Source organism: Gillisia sp. JM1, assembly GCF_000424645.1.
Lineage (GTDB): Bacteria > Bacteroidota > Bacteroidia > Flavobacteriales > Flavobacteriaceae > Gillisia.
The window spans coordinates 59,377-61,198 of the sequence record NZ_KE384220.1; the positions used below are offsets into that span (position 1 = coordinate 59,377).

Genomic DNA, 1,822 nt, shown 5'->3' on the forward strand with positions numbered 1-1,822 from the left:
CAGGCAGACTCGAACTGCCGACCTCTACATTATCAGTGTAGCGCTCTAACCAGCTGAGCTATGAGACTGTATTTAACAGTTTCAAGTTTTAAATGTCAAGTTTCAAGTAAATACCATTCACTCTTCACATTTCACTCTTTACTATTGTATTATAATTAAATTGACAGGAATTAAGACCAAAAGTTTCTCTTGAGAACCTTTTTGATGTAATTGCGTTTTGCCTTTTAAAACGGCAAAATCTCTAGAAAGGAGGTGTTCCAGCCGCACCTTCCGGTACGGCTACCTTGTTACGACTTAGCCCCAGTTACCAGTTTTACCCTAGGCGGCTCCTTGCGGTGACCGACTTCAGGTACCCCCAGCTTCCATGGCTTGACGGGCGGTGTGTACAAGGCCCGGGAACGTATTCACCGCATCATGGCTGATATGCGATTACTAGCGATTCCAGCTTCACGGAGTCGAGTTGCAGACTCCGATCCGAACTGTGATAGGGTTTATAGATTCGCTCCTGGTCGCCCAGTGGCTGCTCTCTGTCCCTACCATTGTAGCACGTGTGTGGCCCAGGACGTAAGGGCCGTGATGATTTGACGTCATCCCCACCTTCCTCACAGTTTGCACTGGCAGTCTTGTTAGAGTTCCCGACATGACTCGCTGGCAACTAACAACAGGGGTTGCGCTCGTTATAGGACTTAACCTGACACCTCACGGCACGAGCTGACGACAACCATGCAGCACCTTGTAATTTGTCTTGCGAAAGATCTGTTTCCAAATCGGTCAAACTACATTTAAGCCCTGGTAAGGTTCCTCGCGTATCATCGAATTAAACCACATGCTCCACCGCTTGTGCGGGCCCCCGTCAATTCCTTTGAGTTTCATTCTTGCGAACGTACTCCCCAGGTGGGTTACTTATCACTTTCGCTTAGCCACTCAGTCTTGCGACCGAACAGCTAGTAACCATCGTTTACGGCGTAGACTACCAGGGTATCTAATCCTGTTCGCTACCTACGCTTTCGTCCATCAGCGTCAATGACTTATTAGTGATCTGCCTTCGCAATCGGTGTTCTATGTAATATCTATGCATTTCACCGCTACACTACATATTCCAACCACTTCATAAGTATTCAAGAACAACAGTATCAATGGCAATTCTATGGTTGAGCCACAGACTTTCACCGCTGACTGATTGTCCCGCCTACGGACCCTTTAAACCCAATGATTCCGGATAACGCTTGGATCCTCCGTATTACCGCGGCTGCTGGCACGGAGTTAGCCGATCCTTATTCGTAGAGTACCGTCAAGCTCCTACACGTAGGAGTGTTTCTTCCTCTATAAAAGCAGTTTACAACCCATAGGGCCGTCTTCCTGCACGCGGCATGGCTGGATCAGGCTCTCGCCCATTGTCCAATATTCCTCACTGCTGCCTCCCGTAGGAGTCTGGTCCGTGTCTCAGTACCAGTGTGGGGGATCTCCCTCTCAGGACCCCTATCTATCGAAGTCTAGGTAAGCCGTTACCTTACCTACTAACTAATAGAACGCATACTCATCTTGTAGCCATAAATGTTTAATTATAAAACAATGCTGTCTAATAATACTATGGGGCATTAATCCAAATTTCTCTGGGCTATTCCCCTCTACAAGGTAGATTGTATACGCGTTACGCACCCGTGCGCCGGTCGTCGGCGGTGCAAGCACCCCGTTACCCCTCGACTTGCATGTGTTAAGCCTGCCGCTAGCGTTCATCCTGAGCCAGGATCAAACTCTTCATCGTTAATTTTTAAATATTGTAACAATTACAAGGTCTGTTTCAAGTATCAAATCTTACGAT

General features: G+C 47.5%; 1 rRNA gene. It reads right to left on the minus strand.

Annotation, left to right across the window (positions count from 1 at the left end):
- Positions 1-245: 245 nt before the first annotated feature.
- A 16S ribosomal RNA gene (locus tag H033_RS20760) occupies positions 246-1,765 on the minus strand.
- Positions 1,766-1,822 lie beyond the last annotated feature (57 nt).